This window comes from Microcoleus sp. B4-C2, from assembly GCF_036705265.1.
GTDB lineage: Bacteria > Cyanobacteriota > Cyanobacteriia > Cyanobacteriales > Microcoleaceae > Microcoleus.
The window spans coordinates 1-18,244 of record NZ_JAUBUB010000009.1 but is presented as its reverse complement, the minus strand read 5'-3'; the positions used below and the strand labels follow the sequence as shown (position 1 = coordinate 18,244).

At 46.3% G+C, this 18,244-nt stretch carries 12 protein-coding genes; 4 read left to right on the top strand and 8 right to left on the bottom strand.

Going from position 1 to position 18,244, the window contains the following annotated elements:
- The first annotated feature begins 140 nt into the window (after positions 1-140).
- Positions 141-3,482: a PAS domain S-box protein gene (locus QUB20_RS05380; protein WP_333248688.1), complete on the top strand. Its 3,342-nt coding sequence runs from the start codon at positions 141-143 to the stop codon at positions 3,480-3,482.
- 155 nt (positions 3,483-3,637) lie between these two features.
- On the opposite strand, the gene QUB20_RS05375 is transcribed toward QUB20_RS05380, so the two are convergent.
- Positions 3,638-5,884, bottom strand: coding sequence for an iron uptake porin (locus QUB20_RS05375; protein WP_333248684.1), 2,247 nt, complete (start codon positions 5,882-5,884; stop codon positions 3,638-3,640).
- A gap of 178 nt (positions 5,885-6,062) precedes the next feature.
- Between QUB20_RS05375 and QUB20_RS05370 the strand changes: the two genes are divergently transcribed.
- The 3 genes from QUB20_RS05370 (at position 6,063) to QUB20_RS05360 (ending at position 7,566) form a co-directional block, all read left to right on the top strand.
- A complete protein-coding gene (locus QUB20_RS05370) occupies positions 6,063-6,794 on the top strand; it encodes a sucrose-phosphate phosphatase (RefSeq protein WP_333248681.1) in 732 nt (243 codons plus the stop codon).
- Entirely contained in the window at positions 6,782-7,093 is a 312-nt protein-coding gene (locus tag QUB20_RS05365) for a hypothetical protein (RefSeq protein ID WP_333291217.1), read from the top strand. Before QUB20_RS05370 ends, QUB20_RS05365 begins: the two co-directional genes overlap by 13 nt.
- A 119-nt stretch (positions 7,094-7,212) precedes the next feature.
- On the top strand, positions 7,213-7,566 hold the full coding sequence (locus QUB20_RS05360) for a DUF6464 family protein (protein WP_333248678.1): 354 nt from the start codon (positions 7,213-7,215) through the stop codon (positions 7,564-7,566).
- 231 nt (positions 7,567-7,797) lie between these two features.
- On the opposite strand, the gene QUB20_RS05355 is transcribed toward QUB20_RS05360, so the two are convergent.
- From QUB20_RS05355 to QUB20_RS05325, 7 genes are all read right to left on the bottom strand, one after another.
- Entirely contained in the window at positions 7,798-8,148 is a 351-nt protein-coding gene (locus tag QUB20_RS05355) for a late competence development ComFB family protein (RefSeq protein ID WP_333248675.1), read from the bottom strand.
- Between the two features lie 74 nt (positions 8,149-8,222).
- Positions 8,223-8,531, bottom strand: a complete 309-nt coding sequence (locus QUB20_RS05350; RefSeq protein WP_333243174.1) for a DUF1830 domain-containing protein — start codon at positions 8,529-8,531, stop codon at positions 8,223-8,225.
- A 1,177-nt stretch (positions 8,532-9,708) separates the two neighbouring features.
- Positions 9,709-10,095: a response regulator gene (locus QUB20_RS05345; RefSeq protein ID WP_333052261.1), complete on the bottom strand. Its 387-nt coding sequence runs from the start codon at positions 10,093-10,095 to the stop codon at positions 9,709-9,711.
- A 283-nt stretch (positions 10,096-10,378) separates the two neighbouring features.
- Positions 10,379-13,822: a PAS domain S-box protein gene (locus QUB20_RS05340; protein WP_333248672.1), complete on the bottom strand. Its 3,444-nt coding sequence runs from the start codon at positions 13,820-13,822 to the stop codon at positions 10,379-10,381.
- A gap of 262 nt (positions 13,823-14,084) precedes the next feature.
- On the bottom strand, positions 14,085-16,007 hold the full coding sequence (locus QUB20_RS05335) for a response regulator (RefSeq protein ID WP_333248670.1): 1,923 nt from the start codon (positions 16,005-16,007) through the stop codon (positions 14,085-14,087).
- Positions 16,008-16,209: 202 nt separating this feature from the next.
- Complete coding sequence (locus QUB20_RS05330; RefSeq protein WP_333248667.1) at positions 16,210-17,496, bottom strand: chemotaxis protein; 1,287 nt, start codon at positions 17,494-17,496, stop codon at positions 16,210-16,212.
- Positions 17,497-17,563: 67 nt separating this feature from the next.
- Positions 17,564-18,244 (bottom strand): transposase (locus tag QUB20_RS05325; protein WP_333291215.1); only part of this gene is annotated, 681 nt, incomplete at its 5' end.

The following is an 18,244-nucleotide window of genomic DNA, read 5'->3' as shown; positions in this document are numbered from 1 at the left end:
ATTTTCTTTAGGTAGAATTTAGCGCCAAAATTCTGCATGATAGCCTTCTAACTTCTGCCTTCGGAAAACAGGGAAATTCTGTTAAACTTTAGGGTGTGCTGGCAGTCGGTATCTACAATAAACTCAATTTATAGAAACTCATGCAGATAGATATAAGCATTCCTTCTGAAACGCTATCGCCGACTCGTACTGGCGGCACACCGAATTTAATAGAAGAAGTATTTCGACTGTACGATCGCGCCCTGGCAGCTACCAGCAACGGCATCGCGATCGCGGACGCTACCCGGCCGGACAAGCCTATAGTTTACTGCAACGGTGCTTTCGAGCGGATTACAGGCTACAATCGCAGCGAAATAATCGGGCAGAACTGCCGCTTTCTGCAAGGCCCGGATACCGATCGCGCTGCCGTCGATCGCATCCGCGTAGCCCTGAAAGAACAACACGACTGCAAAGTAGTTCTGAAAAACTACCGCAAAGACGGCACCCCCTTCTGGAACGAACTCACCATCTCGCCGGTGCGCGACAGCAGCGGACTCGTCACCCACTTCATCGGCGTCCAATCTGATATCACCGATCGCTTCCAAGCAGAAGAAGCCCTCAAACAAGCCGAGGCAAAATACCGCAGCATCTTTGAAAACGCCACCGAAGGCATATTTCAAACCGCCCCAGACGGGCGCTACCTCAGCGCCAACCAGGCACTTGCCCGAATGTACGGCTACGATTCCCCGTCAGAATTGATCGCAAAATGTTCGGCAAAAAACATTTACGCCGATCGCACCCGCCGCGCTTCCTTCATGGCAGAAATCAGCAAAAACGGCTCTCTGAAAGAGTTTGAGTCTTGCGTCCGCCGCCAAGACGGCAGCACTACCTGGATCTCGGAAAACGTGCGCGAAGTCCGCGACGAAGATGGCGAACTCCTTTACTACGAAGGAACCGTCGCCGAGATCGCCGATCGCAAGCGCGCCGAAGCAGCCCTGCGAAATCAACAATACTGGCTGAAAACCGCGATCAACGCCGTCCCCGACGCGATCAACCTCACAGACAGCGAGGGGCGCTGGCTGATTGCCAACGACTGCGCCCTCCAACTTTTGGGCTGGGAAACCGCAGACTATCAGGGCAAAACTACTGCCGAACTCGCTGCCGCCGCCGATCCCAGAGTCAGAGAAATCCTGCTAACTTGGCAGGAAACCGACGAAACCACCTGGGAAGCAGGCACTCTTACCTCCAGCCGCCAAATTGTCCCCTTGCCCACAGGCGGCAGCAATTTGTTTGAAGTGCGAAAAGTGCCACTGTTCAACCCTGACGGTTCGCGCAAAGGTTTGGCAGTGGCGGGGCGGGACATCACGCAGGAAGTGGCAGCGGATGCAGCTTTGCGAGACAGCGAACAGCGGTTTCGGGCAATTTTTGAACGCGCTGCGATCGGCATGGTAGTCGCTACCCTCGAAGGTGTGGCGATCGCCACTAATCCGGCATTTCAAGCTATGCTGGGGCGATCGGAAGCTCAACTGCGGGGTCTCGGCCTCGACGACTGCGCGCACCCGGAAGACGCACAAGTTTCGCGCGAGTTGCGCCAACAGTTAGTCGCGGGCACCCGCGAAGCATACCAAATTGAGAAGCGCTACCTCCGCCAAGACGGCAGCATCAGGTGGGGACGCCTCAGCACCTCTGTCATCGACAGCAGTCAGGGAACGCCACAGTTTATTTTGCAAATGGTAGAGGATATTACCGATCGCAAAGAAGCCGAGTCAGCTTTGTTCCAAAATGAGGCTAAGTGGCGATCGCTGATTCTCAACAGTTCCGACATCATTACTATTCTCGATGCTAGCGGTCGCATTGTTTACGAAAGCCCTTCTGTAGAAAGAGTTTTGGGCTACGAACCCCTTGAACTCGATCGTCAAATTGCTCTCGATTCGATCCACCCTGACGACATTGCCTCGGTGATATCCGACGGCGAAAAACTGATCGCAAATCCAGGCGTTCCGATCGCCCTAGAAGGTCGGTTCCGCCGCGCTGACGGTTCTTCGTGTTTTCTCGAAGGTGTGGGCATCAACTTGCTAGCAGACCCCGCTGTGAAAGGAATTGTGATCAACTCCCGCGACATGACGGCGCGCAGGCAAGCAGAGTACCGCCTCAGCAAAATCAACGAGTGCTTTTTGGGATTCACCACCGACGCCGCTGAGAACATCCAGCGCCTGACATCCTTAGCCGGCGAGCTTTTGGGCGGAAACTGCGCCATCTACAGCCACGTCGGTGGCGGACTGCTGCAAGCGATCGCGACTTGGCAAGCGCCGCCGGACTACCCGCTAGTCGATCGCGCCGAGGGCCACATCTGCACCGATGTATGCAGCAAAGGAAGCGATCGGGCTGTTGCCATTCCTGACTTGCAGAACACGATCTACGGCCAAATCGATCCCGCTGTCATCCGCTACCAACTGCGAAGCTATCTGGGACAAGCAGTGCGGCTGGGCGACAATTACGTGGGTGCGATGTGCGTTCTCTACACTGAGTCGATCGCGCCCACAGAAGCCGACTGCAAGCTGATCGGAATTATTGCCGGGGCGATCGGAGTTGAGGAAGAACGGGCCGCCGCCGCGTCGCGCGATCGGCAAAAATCCCAAGAATTGCAAACAGCTTTGCGCGAATTGCAGCAAACTCAAATGCAGTTAGTACAAACCGAAAAAATGTCTTCCCTCGGACAAGTGCTAGCAGGAATTGCCCACGAAATTAACAACCCAGTTGGCTTTGTCGCCGGCAACCTCTGCCACGTCCGAGGCTACGTTCTAGACTTGTTAGAAATCGTGCAAGTCTATCAAGAAGAGTACCCAAATTCCCCTACAAAAATTCAGCAACAAGCCGAAGATATAGACTTAGAATTTCTAGCAAAAGACCTGCCAAAATTGCTCAATTCAATGCAGACCGGATGCGAGCGCATTGTAGAAATAATTCAAACTCTCCGAAATTTCTCGCGGGCGGACGAAGCAAAAATCAAAACTGCCGACATTCACGAAGGTTTAGAAAGTACCTTGTTAATGTTAAACAGCCGGCTGAAAGCCAAACCCAACTGGCAGGGCATTAAAGTTATTAAAGAATACGGAGAACTGCCGCAAATAAACTGTCATCCCGGACTGTTAAATCAGGTATTTATGAATGTATTGGCAAATGCGATCGACGCCTTGGAAGAAAGCTGCATCCAAGCAAAAGACACAGCCGATTATACCTTTCCTACTATTACCATTCAAACAGAAACAATTGATGATAAGAGCATTTTAATTCGGATTAAAGACAATGGCTTGGGCATTCCCGAAGATCAGATTGTGCGTTTGTTTGACCCGTTTTTTACCACAAAACCCGTAGGCAAAGGCACAGGTTTGGGTTTATCAATTTCCCACCAAATTGTCGTTGAAAAACACAACGGCAAATTGCAGTGTCACTCGGAACCCGGTAAAGGCACTGAATTTATCATCGAAATCCCAATTCGTTGACATCAGGACGACGCTAATCAGGATATAGCAATCCTCGCATCATTTGTGAATTTCTTACTTCCTCTCCGCGGGTTCGGGGAGGGTTGGGTGGGGTAAAAAATTTACGACTCATTGAGGATTGCTATATAATTATGTTCAAGTCAGCCCTAACTTACTTAAAAACTAAACTGCGTCCGCAAATTGCCCACAAAAATTGTCGGGTTGTTATCGAAATTGTTGGGATTGCCGATCGCATAAAATGCTGGTACGATCGAAACATGGTCGGTGAGAGGAAAATAATAAGTTGCCTCAATTTCGTACTGCGTGCCACCGTTACCCCCGCCAGAAACCAGAAACCTCCGACCGCCAGTAAAGTCAAAAGGTACTAAATATGACACCGTAAGCAAAGCTCCTTCTTTGAACAAATCGGGAAATGCAACTCCTAACTGATAAGATTGATTTTTGATCGTGCCGTCGGGTCGGTTAGTCTTGGGAAATATATTGGTTTCGGCGTAGCCGTAACGGCCGAAAAGACCAAAACCGCGAGTGACTGACCAATCGAAATTGAAACTATAAGTATTCGCAGTCGCATTCCCCAGCCGACCACCAAAACCGTCATCTGCCACACCGTTTAACGGCTTGCTGTTAGGAGATCCAATTAAGCCGCCGATTTGCTGGATGTTTGAACGGCTGTACAAAAAGCGCAAATTAGTCCGATCGCTCGGACTGAATGTTAATTCTGCTGTAGTCGTATTTGTCCCGTCAAACAAGCCTTGAGACGGATTGGAAGCCGAATTAAACACGGAAGTTGGCAAAAATTCTGTACTCTCGCCCAAGTAACCAAAACGCAGTTTCAATGCGCGGCCGATATCCCACAAAGCCAAAGCACCGGCACCGCGTCTGGTAGCGCTTAACAAAGGGCTGTTGTTAGAATTAAAGCTGCTCGCACCGTCTACGAAAAAGTTAAATTTATTGTTGTCAAAGTAGCGGTAAAAATTAATCCGCGGCCCGACTACTACTTGCAAGCTGTTGGTAAGCGGGAACCGATAGGAAAGTTCCCGCAGGATAACTTCATTGGGATTTGCTCCGGCAGTTTGATCGAGAAAAGGAGTGCCGAATGTATTGAAAAAACCCGTTGAAGTATACTGGTTGGCGGGGGAATTGCCGTTACCTACAGCTAGCTGTGTAATCAATTCGTCTTTCCCTGTAAAGGAAGTAGTGAGAGTCAACCAAACTAACTGACTGAAAGTGATTTCTGGATCGTCCACTCTCTGCACAATTGGTCTGTTGGTGACAGGATCGCGTCCGGCTACTCGATCGAGCGGAGCAGCATTTCCATTTGTTGCTTCAACTCGGACTCGATCGCCCGCAAAAGCTCCAGTCAGGTTAAACCAAGCAAATCCGTTTAGTTTAGTTGTCGTGGAAAATTGGTTGGCCTCCAATTCGGCAGTGCGGGCTTCTAAAGCATCTACTCTACCGCGCAATGTAGCTAATTCTGCGGCAAATTCTTCTTGCAATCTTTGCAAAGCAAGTAAATCTTCTCGCTTGACTAAATTACCAGTAGAACCGCCAATTTGTTTGGTGATTTGATCCAAGCAAGCGTTTAATCCGGCGGCAAATTCGTAGCGAGTCATTGCTCGATTGCCTCGGAATGTGCCGTCTGGATATCCCGCAATGCAGCCGTATCTTTCTACTAGGGATTGCAAGGCTTGAAAAGCCCAATCTGTCGGCCGCACGTCGGAGAGTTGGGAAACAGAAGTGACTTGTGCTGCGTCTTCTTGTATGCTGAGGTCATCAGCGGTGCCCGTCTCGCTGCTGATGTCGGCAACTTTGCTGGCTTCAGCAACGTTTTGAGACTGAGGAGAGTTTGCAATTTCTAACTCCTGTGGGGGCAATTCGCCAATTGCCTCCGTTATTTCTGGGGTTGTTGTTGCACGATCGACTTTTGCTATATCTTGTTTGGGTAAAGCACGATCGACTTTTGCTATATCTTGTTTGGGTAAAGCACGATCGACTGTTGCTATATCTGTTTGGGGTAAAGCGCGATTCACCCATGCTGCATCTGTTTCGGGTAAAGCGCGATCGACTTTTACATCTGTTTCGGGTAAAGCGCGATCGACTGTTGCTATATCTGTTTCGGGTAAAGCGCGATTCACCCATGCTGCATCTGTTTCGGGTAAAGCGCGATCGACTGTTGAGTTAGTCTCTGCGGTAATCGCCGCTAACTGCGGTATCTCAATCTTACCTGCTGCCAGCGCTGCGTCTGGGGTAGCCGTAGGGACGGCACTACCTTCTAGCGCAACTTCTGGAGTTGAGGTATCCTGAATTTGAGCTGTTGCTGCGATCGGCCCCAAAGGCACTGCCGCACCAGAAATCAAGAAAGACAGCCAAAAAGCTTTAACGGAGGTTGAATTATTCACCATACCACTCACACCACTTGTTGAAAATTAAATCTGGCCCATCTTAAACGATAAGCTTGCTTATAAATGTAGTTGGTTTAACAAATTCTTATAAATAGTTAAAATTATTTTAGGAAGCGATCGATTTCCAATCACTAATGACTGATGACTACAGACTACTGACTCCTGACTAATTCCCCAAATGAAGTTTTTATTAGTTACAGATTTAGACAACACGCTAGTCGGAGATGACGAAGCAACTCAAGTTTTCAACCAGCGCTTGCAACCTGTGCGATCGCAAATTTGTTTGGTTTACGCTACCGGGCGTTCTTATGCTTCAACTTGCGAATTAATTGCCCAAAAGCAACTGCTATCACCCGACTATTCGATCGCAGGTGTAGGCAGCGAAATTTACCAAGACGGAATCCTCGATTTAGATTGGGCGGAGTATCTTTCTCAAGACTGGGATAAAATGGCGATCGCCTCTTTAGCACAGCAGTTTTCCCAGCTTAAACCCCAATCCGTAAAAGAACAAAATCCTTGGAAAATCAGTTATAGTCTGGAACCAGCAGCAGAAAATAGCTCGACAATCAAGGCTTTGCAGCAAAAGTTAACTGAATCGGGACTGCCAGCTCAAATCATTTTTAGCAGCAATAGTAATGTAGATATTTTACCACAAACTAGCAATAAAGGCAATGCCCTTACTTATTTACAAAAGCGCCTACAAATTCCATCTGAAGCAACATTAGTTTGCGGTGATTCTGGCAATGATATCAGTATGTTTGAGCAGGATTTCCGGGGAGTAATCGTCGCTAATGCTCTATCAGAACTCTTAGAATGGCATCGCGAATGCGGCACTGAAAATCATTATTTAGCTGGTTCTGCTTCCGCTTGGGGAATCATGGAAGGAATGGCATATTTTTGGGAATTTTGATTGCCAAAAATTCGGTTTGGTTTGTAGTTAGCTGTGAAGTCCTCAGTACAAACGCACCCCAAGCACCCCAAGTCCTGCAAACAGTTAAAATCTGTTCAGGAATCTCAACCGCGTATCGATCGAACCTGCGAGTTGCGATACCATCAGCGTGTACTGCTTTATCAAACCTAATCGAACTTCACTTGAGTTACCTCAAGCGAGTTGAAGTTTATTTCCTAGCCTCTTGGGCCCAACGTAGTGGAGGGAGTCGGCTATCCCAAGATAAGTCGGCTATTCCCCGATCGCCAAAGGTTCTATAGTGAGTTTAGCGCCTAAACCTAAATTACTCTCTCTATAAAAACTTATTTTTCTAGATGAACAAGATGTAGGTTGAGTCAACTATTTGCCCCTTTAGTTCAGTTCGCCAACGCACCGCCACATGGAACAAAATACTTTACCCGTAGAGGTGATTCTCTCTCACCCCCGCCAATATTTAGGTAGCATTCGGCTGGATTGGACGCCGCAACCGGGGAACTATCTAGATTTAGAGGGACAAACCTACGCTGTTTTGGAACGCCACCACCGCTATCAACTCAAATCCGGCCGCTACCAACTGCAAAAAATTGCCCTGTACGTGCAGTCGGCCACACCGCCGACGGAAAGAACTTTTGTAAGCGGCATCTGGGTTATTGGAGATGCTAGCTGTCGCTTTAATGCTCGATCGGAAATTCTGCGCTGTGCTGTCAATCCCAATGGCCCGTGCAACTGCTGCTGCGATTACCAACAGTCTTGAACCATCAAGTCAATCGATTTTAGATTTTAGATTTTAGATTTTAGATTTAAGCATTGAGCCCACGGATAAATTCGGGGGCGCATTTATCGGATACAGGTTTTTTATTTCTGGACGGATGAATCACGTGGCGGGTATCCTGGATGCTTTCCGTCAGTACACAATTTCACCTCGCCCAACTGAGAAACCGAGAGTGCCGAGAATCTCGGCGTCTCCCTCAATGACAATAAACTATCAAAACCAACTAGCAACTCTGGAATCGAATTTAACTTCTTCAGGTAGGGGGTAATCTATCTTCTGATAGCTGTGCAGCACGTCGCGAATGCCAGTATGAATCAAATTTTCTATGTGCAGCAACTGTTCTGAAGAACAGCTAACCTGAACTGTTTGGTTTGACACAGACTCGCCGGAGTTGATCGCAGTATATCTATTAGGAACTCGGCTGAGCACATAAGCAATTAAATCTTGTCGCAATCCCGAAGGCGAAAAAGCTTGTTGGTATGGGTGCTTCGGATAAGACTCCAAGATAATTTCTACTTCCTCTGTGACTACAGCCAAGGTAATATTGACAAGATTTTTCTGCATTTTCCCTGTCCCCAAAGACTCGTTAACTAATATTTTTGTGATCCTTCTCGTTTTCGTCTGATTTCTCATGAATTTTAACCGGCTAATACCGCCCATCGTTCTTCGGTCATCACCAGCTCAAACTCAGAACTTACCTCTTCTATAACCCGCAGCACGTAGCAGGGAATCTTGTCGGATAAAATAGCACTTGCCACCGTACCAGTGTGAATTTCTAAGACTGCTTCTGCAGCAGCTTCAAACATCAGTCGCTGTCCCGGAAACATCACTCTTTCAAAGTACCAATTAGGAATGTTCCCAATCCGAACCACCTGAACTAGGTTGGTAACATTTGCGTAATAGCACAGAATCTGGTTGTTACCTTTATAAGATAGCTGATCAGACATTTAAAAAATCTCCACACTCTTTCAAAAACTTACTGAGACTTGGCTTTGCCTGTTAGTGGCAATTGTGAGTTTGGATCTTGACAAAAGGACAGACTTATTTTTTTTGTGTTATTCTATAGCACGAATCACATCTTCAGTTATTAATTTTTGTAGCATTGAGTAATCCTGCCAACATTGAGAGGTTTGGCGAAGAAACCCTGTTTTTTCCGGCGAAAACCCCCGGTTTGTTTGGTATGCAGGGCCTATATCCTGACTTATTAAGGTTGTTGTTCTGTTGCACCCGTTAATCGAAAATACCGTCACTTTCCCGAACTCTCCTGACAACAGATTCACTCTTTGGCAGTGGAATGGTGCTGAGAGTGCGATCGACCTTTAGATCCTGAGCTTGGAGTAAACTTTATCTAAAAAATATGAGGAAATTATGAAGACCATCATTTTTTTTGATAAATCTACTTTTGCCGAAGCAGGGATTACAATACTTAAGCAAAAACCCGGTTTTTTAGCCAAAAACTTGACTCCATCTGTGCTCCTGGGTTAATAAACCCGGTTTCTGAGGGAAATCTGCGTAAATCTTGGATTAGCAGGCTGAAACCGGGTTTTTTACCAAAAAACTTCGCTGCATCTGTGAGCTCGGATTAAAAAAAACCGTTCTTGAGGCCAATCTGTGTAACTTCTGCAGGAGTTATTCTGCCTGTAAATACGGTGATAGCCGATCGGCTTTGCAGGTAACAAAAAACCCCGACTCCCTGAGATCATCTCTAGAATTTCTAGGGAATCAGGGTTTAAATGAACGAATCACCGATCGATCTCAAAGCTAAATCAAAAAAATGAGGAAATTATGAAAATAGCCGGAAAAACTAGCACTTTCCTCGACGCCTAAACCCGGTTCAATAACATAACTGCGTTATTTTCGCAAGAATCAAGGGAATGAGAAAGCGGAGTTTTGATCCTCATCCGGCTTTAATGCCTCTTTGATTCTGCCGTCGGGCTGGGCCGACTTTGTTTGTCTAGTAGCGGTTTCAACTGCCGAGTTTGATCTGCTATCTGCGATGTATTTTACCCGAGTTTAAGCTGTCGCGCATTTAAATTGTATATTAAGGGCGGGCGGGACGCTAGGGCCCCTACTCCCCACAAGACTTTAATTTTTTTTGACCTACAATTTAAATGCCGCCACAGCTTAAAGCAACGGTTCCCAACCCAGAATTTCCGCCACTTGCTGTGCCAAAATCAAAGGATCGAAAGGCTTTGCAATCACCCCCGCTACCCCCAAATCAGCAAATTTGCTCAAATCCATCGCCTGCACCTTAGCCGTCAGGAAAATCACCGGAATCCCCCGAGTAGCAACATTGTTTTGTAGCAAACCAAACAGAGTAAGTCCGTCCATATCCGGCATCATCACATCTAGTAGAATAGCGTCAGGGAGTTGAGTTTCAGCTAACAGCAATCCTTGGCTGCCGCCTGGTGCGCTTAGTACAAACCAGCCGCCTAAATGTTCCAGACAAGCCTGAATCACGCTGCAGAGGTTTTTTTCATCATCAATGACCAGAATGCGCTTTGCTGACATAATTAAAACTCAAATTTTAAATTAATCATGGTAAACCGAAAAAAAACTTAGGCACGCTGCCTCCTCAACCGGGTTTCTTGAAAGATATAGCAAAAGGAAGAAGCAATAAAATTAAGAGTTTCAGCACTTAAAAACGTCCTAATCGTCGGGCGCTGTTGATAGATTTTGCCGCTCACCTACTTAAACCCTGAACATAAAAATCGACCTATCAGCCTCCCACAATCATCCTACCCGCGTGGGTTGCCAGGAACTTGAGCTTTCGCGAGATATTATCAAAGCAATCTCAAACCTCCAAACTTTTTCCCCCCTCGCCTTCCAACGGTGCAGGGACTGTGAAATAGAAACTGCAGCCTTGTGAGACAACACTTTCGACCCAAATTCTGCCCCCGTGCTGCTGTACTATGCTGCGACAGATAGCCAAACCCAAACCCGTACCTCCTTTTTGGCGGGAGTCAGAAGCATCGACTTGTTGAAACCGTCCAAAGATTGTTTCTAGTTTATCTGCCGGAATCCCCCGCCCTCGATCTTTGACTTCAAATAAAACCCGCTCGCCCAAATCTTCCACCCTGAGAGTTACTGTACTTCCAGGAGCGGAGAATTTAATCGCATTGCTCAACAAATTTACCAGCAGTTGAACGATTCTGTCGGGGTCAGCCCAAATTTTTGCTGTTCCGGGCAAAATCAACAAATCAATGTTATTTTCAGCAGCCAAAGAAAGTACAGCTTCGGCAGACTTCCGCATCAAAACCTGGGCATCGCACCACTGCTTGACGAGGATAACTTGGCTCGAATCGAGCCGTTCTAAGTCGAGAATATCGTTGACCAAACGCACTAACCGTTCGGTATCGCTCGAAGCGATTTCTAACATCTGTTTGGCAGTTTCCGGTTTATTTTTCAGTACCCCAGCCGCCAGCAAACCTAAAGAACCGCGAATCGAGGCAAGTGGCGTTCGCAGTTCGTGGCTGACAATCGAAATAAACTCATTTTTCATTTTTTCAATTGCCCGACTTTCTGTGATATCTGTGACTGTGCCCACGTGACCAATTAGTTGAGCTTTGTCGGAAAAAATCGGAGCTGTTTTAAGCCGACAAAACCGAATGGTTCCGTCTCGCTGGATGTGGCGAAATTCGCCGGAAAATTCCCCATCTAGCGATTGCGATTGAGACCACTTAGACAGAATTAGTTTGAGGTCTTCGCGGTGAACAAACCGCATCCAGCCGTTTCCTAAAGCCGCTGCCGATGTGAAGCCACCAATTGCTTGACAGCGAGGATTTGTATAGGTACATTTCCCCTCAGTATCGATTTTGAAAATGCCCACGGGTGAACTCTCGCTCAGAGAGCGAAATAAAGCTTCGCTTTCCCGGAGTTCTGCTTGAGAGCTTTCTAGTTCTCTGGTTCGCTGCAAAACTCGCATTTCTAACCGTTCGTTGAGCTGTTGGAGGGTAGCTTCAGCAAGTTTGCGATCGCTAATATCGCGGTGGACTGATACCCAGTGGGTAAACTCACCATTTTCGTCCGCTATGGGGACAATGCTCATTTCTACCCAAAATTCCGTCCCGTCTTTGCGGTAATTGATCGAGTCAACCCGCACCGGCTGCCAGGTTTTCAAAGCTGTCCGAACTCGATGGAGACTGGCGCGATCTGTTTTTTCACCTTGGAAGATGCGTGGCGTTTTGCCCACAACTTCTTCTAGTGTATAGCCGGTCATTCGCGTGAAAGCTGGGTTGACATAAATAATTCGCGGCCCCGGTTCCTCAATCGGTTCAGCTTCGGTAATTAACACGGCGTCGTTAGTGGTGGTGACTGCTGATTCCAACAGGCGCAACTGCAATTCTCTAGCTTTGCGATCGGTAATTTCTCTAACAGTCCCCACCATCCGCACTGGATCGCCGGCTTCGTTGTAAAAAAACTTACCTTTTCCCTCCATCCAGTGAATGCTGCCGTCGGGCCAAACCACGCGCTTTTCGTGACAGTAATCTCCTCGCTGGGCGATCGCCTGATTGATAGCATTCTCCATATTTTTAAAATCTTCTGGGTGAACGCAAGCTGCAAAACTTTGATAAGTTCCGGCAAAAGTCCCTGGGGCCAACCCAAACAACTCTTCGTGTTCCCTCGACCAAACTATGTGATTTTTCTGCACGTCCCAGTCCCAAAATCCAATTTTGGTAGCCGACAAAGCTAAGCTAAGCTGCTGATTGATTTTCCGCAGCTCAATGCTAGTAATAGCAACTCGAAGTTCTCTGGCTATTTCGATTTCGCACTGCTGCCAAGGCAAAGATTTTGACCTCACATTTTCTTGCCACAACTCAAAGGAAATGCGAGGAGAAATTAATCGGGTGCCATCCGGTTTAAATTCAATTTTTCCCTCTGGTGGACCTGCCCAGTTGACAGTTTGAAGTGCTTCGGGACGGAACCACAAAATGTAATAATTTTGCATCTCGGACATGGCAAGCACCAGTAAACCGCTAGCAAATTCTTGAAAATTATCGGCGGGCGGATACAGTTTTGAGAGAGAATCTGTATAAAAAACCTCATTATTTATTTGAGTTTTTATCCAAGCAATTAAGTTTTCGATTTCTACCAATTCCGGGGTTTGCCCGATGGTTGTTAAATTTTCATTGGCACACACAACTCCACCGGTAGCACCCACTAAGGCAAGCAATTCATCTCGGTAGGTTAGTAAACCTTCTACAAAGCAGTTTTTTTGATAAATTTCCGTGATAAATTTTTGGCAAAGTGCTTTTAAATAAATAGCATATTCCCGGTTTTCGCTATCTTGTTTATAGCTGAGTTCTAAATTCACAAACTTCGCTAGTAGTTCGCAAGCAGTTCTTGTTTCGTAGTTGACATACTTTCGTGTTGGATGGTGACAGGCAATCAATCCCCAGAGTTTTTTATCTTTGATTAATGTCAGAGTCATGCTAGCAGCCACGTTCATATTTTTGAGATATTGAACGTGGCAAGGCGAAACTGTTCTCAACAAAGATCCGCCCATATCTAAAGGGCTACCCGTCAGCGGATTGCAGTGAGGAATTAGTTCGACAGGCTGACAGTTAATATCGGGAATAAACCGAATTAAATTCATGCTGAACAGGTTTCTTGCTTGGGCGGGAATATCGGTAGCCGGATAGTGCAGTCCCAATAAAGGAGCCAAACTTTCTACTTTGTCTTCGGCGACAACTTCCCCCGCCCCGGTGGCATCAAATTGATAGACGATCGCTCGATCGAAACCGATTATCCTCCGCACTTCTGCAACTGCTGTCTGACACAGCACTTGCAGGTTTGGTGTTTTGTGGATTTTGTCGATCGGCTCTTGGACTAAATTATAACAATTGAAACAATCGCTCGTTTTTGGAGAAACAACCGACTCTAGTTCAACAATTAATGCTGAATTTGATTGATGTAGCGTCCCCTCAAAAAAAGACTGGCGGTCTTGACTTTTGAATGATAATCTGATACCATTACGTTGGTCTTTTTCAAATAAAGCTTTTTCAATAGCCTCAATTTCCTCAGTCTCGACAAATTCCTCTAAAAATTTATCCAAAAGTTGTTCGGGGTAAAGGCCCATCGCCTCAAAAGTATTGTTGCTAACTTGCAAAATTTTTAACGCCGGAGATTCCAGCACCAAAAGGATGCCGTGAGGTTGAATCGAACCTGGGGCGTAAATTAGTTCGCAGTCGCTGTTATTGAGAGTGCCTGTGTCTGAGGGCAATACCATCGCTTTCATCTGATTAATATTTCTCTAAATTAGCCTGTGTTCTCGATCGGCGGGCTAGCATTAATCAACAGCACCGCGTCGCAATCACACAATCTAACCATCCCCAGTCTTGGCTAAGGCTTCCTAATTTGTTTCGGACACGCACTGCATATTTGCTCCTAGTTATCCCATTTTAAAAAAAGAATACAACTGTAGGTACGTGCTCGAAACCCATATCTCATCAGCCATTCCCAGTTCTTCAATTCTTTAATTTTTTAAATCTAAAATGGGATTAGCGCTGTGCCTGAGCCAGTCTGTTTCTCAGTTGAGTCCGCTCCAAACGATTCAGGAGGCGAGCAATTAATTCCGGTTTCACGATCGGCTTGTTAACGTAGTCGTCAGCACCTGCGACAAACATTTGGCGCACGGTTTCCGACTCGGAATGAGCTGTCAAAAATAGCACGGGGAGCTTGCTCCAGCGCAAATCGTTGCGAACTGCCAAACACAGCTCGATACCGCTGTAACCGGGCATCTCCACATCTAAAATTAGCAAATCCGGACAAGTCGTTTCGAGTACCTCCCAGAACTTTTCGGGATCGTCCAATGTTGTTACTTGAAATCCCCAAGGTTGGAGAATCACTTGCAGTGCAGCCAATAGATGCACGTCATCGTCTACCACCATAACTTTAGCTTCAGCAGGGCCAGTCTGGTCGAGTAGTTGGGCGACTGCTTTGAGTATATCTGCTGGGGGGATAGATTTGTGTAAAAAGCCCGAAGCTCCCAAACGAGCAACTTCTATTCGATCGCTCAATTGATTGTGCCCGCTAAAAACCATTACCGGAATTTCGGGCTTTTCACTGCGGAGTTCGGCTAATAGAGAAAGTCCGTTTTCCTGAGATCTGGAAAATGTCAAATCCAGCAAAATCGCGTCGGGAGGCTGTTGAGAAATCGCATTTCTTGCCGCTTGCGGAGAGTTGGCGACTTCTATCTGGAAGTCGGAACCGGATGCTACTGTTTTGAGTCGATCGCTCCCAAAAGTATCATCATCAACAACCAGCATTCGGCGCTTTTGGGAAACCGCAGGAACTAAATCGCCTTCCGGTTCGGGCGACGGGCGATCGAATATCTGTTTGAGCTGATGCAGAAATTCCTCAATTTGCTGGGCTGTCCCCGGTTTCAAGATGTTTTGAGCCTTGAACAAATGTTCTATCTGGCGCGCAACTTCCGAACCTTTCGGCAGCCCTAACGTTCCCAAAGAACCGACTAATTTGTGAGCTTGGGCCTGGGCTTCCTCGCGCACTTCGCCCTCCAAGCTTCCGCTTTTGAGTTGATCGATCGCGCGATCGAATATCGCCACCTTTTCTATAAAATTAGCTTTTAAATTTCCGCGCATTTGGGCAATCGCATTCAAGACTTTGAGACGGCGCTCGTCTTTGTTTAATTCCTGGCTCGAACCGCTGGATTCAGTAGATAAAGTCTCTTGAGTTTTAGCAGTTTCTGCCGTTTCCTGTCCAACTTGTTGGCTCTCAATCTCCTCCGGCAGACTTTTGAGCCGATAGCCCAATCCGTACACTGTTTCCACTAAATCTACAGTCATCCCGGCTGCTTTCAGCTTCTGCCGCAGCCCCTTGATGTGAGCAGTAACGGCTTCTTCTTGAGGAAATTCGCCGGCCGACCAAATGCGATCGAGGATGGCGCTGCGACTGAAAATGCGCCGGGGATTTCTCAGGAAAAGTTCGAGCAAATTGTACTCTTTGGGAGTCAAGTGCAGCACTTTTTCGGCATAAGTTACTTCGGTAGTGTCCGGGTTGACTTGCAGTTTTTCCCAGGTCAAATTTGTACTCGACAAAGTTGCCTTACCCCGGCGCAGCAAAGCCCGAATTCGAGCGATTAATTCTTCGAGATTAAAGGGTTTGACCACATAATCGTCTGCACCGGCCTCTAAACCTTGGACTCGATCGTTGCTGCTATCTAGCGCTGTCAGCAGTAATATCGGCATTTGGCAGCCGGACGATCGCAATTTTCGACACAAACTAATGCCATCGAGTTTAGGAATCAGCACATCCAAAACAATCAGGTCGTAATCGTATGCCTGCACCAAATGCAACGCTGTTTCACCGTCTGCTGCCGCATTCACATTGTAATTGTGAGACTCCAGCGCTTGAGTCAGCAAACTGACTGTAACTGTGTCATCTTCTACCAGCAGGATTTTCATAAACGTCACCTGTCCTTCCAACTATTATTGGAATTTTTTAGAGGTTTTTGGGGCTAATTAAATAGCCTTTTTACAACTGAATGGAAAAATTCCCCACCTTCAGTATAACAAATATTATTATTGAAATAGTATAAGTGTCAATTATTCTTGTGATTTTATTTGTTTTCCTATCGTAATATTTCATTAGATTCTGGCTTGGATTTTAGGGCTTTTTGGACTTCAACGCCTGCTGAATTTTTTGAATCAAATATTGCGAGGAATCTTGATTTCTCACTAAATCTTCCAACTCGGAAGCCGCCACTTCTGTGTGTTCTATTTCTCGAACTAAAGAATCAGCGGTAACACTTTTTATGACTCCCAAAGGTTCTTGGATAGCGGTCAACGAATTGAAATTTTTTTCCGCTATTAATTCTTCCAACTCTAATAGGGCCATTTCGGCGCGATCGATCTTGATAGTCACGGATTTAGCCACATTAGCACCCGCTCTTGCTGCCTCCGTGAGTTCGTGAACTCGAAGTTTAAATCGGCTGGCAATTTGCTCCATTTGAGTCCCCAATTCAAAAGTTTTACTTGCCAGTCTGCCAATTTCTAGACTCACTTTACTCAGGCCGCTGGGCTGACTTCCCATTTGATTGGTAACTACAGCCACCTGTACTGCTAAATGCCTGACTTGTTCGATCGCCTCCCGGATGGTTCGGGAAGTGCGGTTAACCGTTTCTAAATCATTAGCTATGGCTTTGCCCACGCCCAAAATTTTATCTGTATTGTTGCAAATAGAATTAGCACCTTGAAAAGTAGCTTGAAATGCTTGGCGACCTTCCGAAGAAATCAGTTTTGCAATCCTCACAAATCGCTGATTCATTTGAGCAATTTCTTCAGCTTGTTTGACCAGCGCCGCTTGATGGGAATTCGGATGAGCCTGGGATTTTTCTGCTTGACGTTGGTAGCTTTTTAAAAGTTCATTACATTCATGAACTTTCGCTCTTTCTTGTTGAATCAGCGCCAAATACTTGTGTCTTTCTAGTCTGTATTTTTGAATAGCTTTGTTGGTTTGTGCTAAAATCTTTGACTGGGCAATCACCAGAGTATGAATGTTCAAAAGGCGGTGGCTCTGGTCTTCCATTACCACAATTATCGGTTCATAAATCAAGTCTCTATGCCTGTTGAAAGACGCTTGGACAGCATCGTCAATTTTCCAGTTTTCCGAAAGCAGCAAAGGCGGAATTCTAATAAAATCTAACAAGGCTCGAATCGGGTGTGACCCGTAAAGTTCTACGCGATCGGGAAAACTCATTTGCTCTCGAAATTTGACGCGAGAAATCATGCCCAATACCTGTGATTCATGAGTAATAATGACTCCCGGCAGGTCGGGTTCTTGCTCAAATCTTTCAGCCACTACCTGTCCTAGAGTTGCAGCGCTCACTTGGAAGTCGTGACACGGCAGATGTCCGATCGTGAAATCGGGGGTGAGTTGAGTTGGATTGCTCATTTACCCGGATAGTGTTAAGTACAAGTTAACAAATTATATATTAATATTATAGCTGGCAAAAGTATAGTCATTTATAGACATGGGGGGCGTTAAGTCCCTCCCCTTTCACTTTTGCTTTGAGCGGATCGACCCGCCTCGGCTGAACTACGCAGCTCCCTATCCCATTGCGGAACGCATTTGGGATTGCTTTTCTGAGAATATTGTACGCTGCATTCACATCGGAATTAATTAGCTGACCACTCGACGTTTTGTACAAACCCCGCTTAATCCGTTTACCAGTAAACACAGGCTCTTTTTCTGTTTTTCCATAAACAGGAATTGGGTCTAAACCTAAAAAACTGGATCGGGATGTGTAGGATTCTTCCTGCACAATTACTGTGATTCCCGCCAACCGAGCTTTGTACTCCAACATTTCAATTAATCGAGAGTGAGGAATACTAACAAAGTTTTGATTGGTTTGCTTCCCTAACTCGATTTCTGTTTTCCACTGCGCGTTCTTGCCAATTACTAGCGTCCCAATCTGCTTGGTTAGCAAAAGGTTAATAATTAGACGGCTAGCATGATGCAAGTAATTATCAACTTTTTGATGGCGACAGCGAGTTAAGCGCTGAATGCGGGGCGAAGTTTTGCTATTCCCTTTTAACTGGGATTGCAATCGTGCTTTCCGCTTATTGTAGAACTGGTTAATCGATTTCAATGGTCGCCCGTTAATCAACAAAGGGATAAATCCCGGTTGATTTGAAGTTAA